The sequence below is a fragment of the Metalysinibacillus jejuensis genome, assembly GCF_003057615.1.
Lineage (GTDB): Bacteria > Bacillota > Bacilli > Bacillales_A > Planococcaceae > Metalysinibacillus > Metalysinibacillus jejuensis.
In genome coordinates this window covers 1-539 of the sequence record NZ_QAFW01000155.1, presented here as the reverse complement: position 1 = coordinate 539, position 539 = coordinate 1, and the positions used below count along the sequence as shown (strand labels likewise).

The 539-nt window shown below is 33.2% G+C and carries 2 protein-coding genes; both read left to right on the top strand.

The window, feature by feature from the left end; all coding sequences use genetic code 11:
- Positions 1-102 (top strand): transposase (locus DDE80_RS14640; RefSeq protein WP_201261550.1); only part of this gene is annotated, 102 nt, incomplete at its 5' end.
- An 11-nt stretch (positions 103-113) separates the two neighbouring features.
- Positions 114-539 (top strand): helix-turn-helix domain-containing protein (locus tag DDE80_RS14635; protein ID WP_153060914.1); only part of this gene is annotated, 426 nt, incomplete at its 3' end.

Sequence of the window (539 nt, the reverse complement as noted above, 5' to 3'; positions counted from 1 at the left end):
TGGAAAGAAATGTTCTGGTCAAGAAGCTTCTGCCTACTTACAGCAGGCGGTGCGCCAATAGATACCATCAAAAAATATATTGAAAATCAAGGTAAAAAGTGAGGTGAATTGATATGACTAAACAAAATAAAGCTTTCAAATTTCGTTTTTTACCAAACAAAGAGCAAGCTGTACTATTAGCTAAAACATTCGGCTGTGTTCGTTTTGTCTACAATAAGATGTTAGCTGAACGCAAAGAAACGTATGAAAAGTTCAAAGATGATAAAGAAGCACTTAAAAAGCAAAAGTTCCCGACACCAGCTAAATATAAAGACGAATTTCCATTTCTAAAAGAAGTAGATTCTTTAGCTTTAGCAAATGCACAAATGAACTTACAAAAGGCTTATAAGAATTTTTTTGAAGGCAATGCGGAATTTCCAAAGTTCAAAAACCGTAAGTCAAAACAGTCTTATACAACCAATCGAGTGAACGGAAATATCGAATTGCAAGATGGTCATATCAAATTACCTAAACTGAAATTAGTAAAAATCAAGCAACAT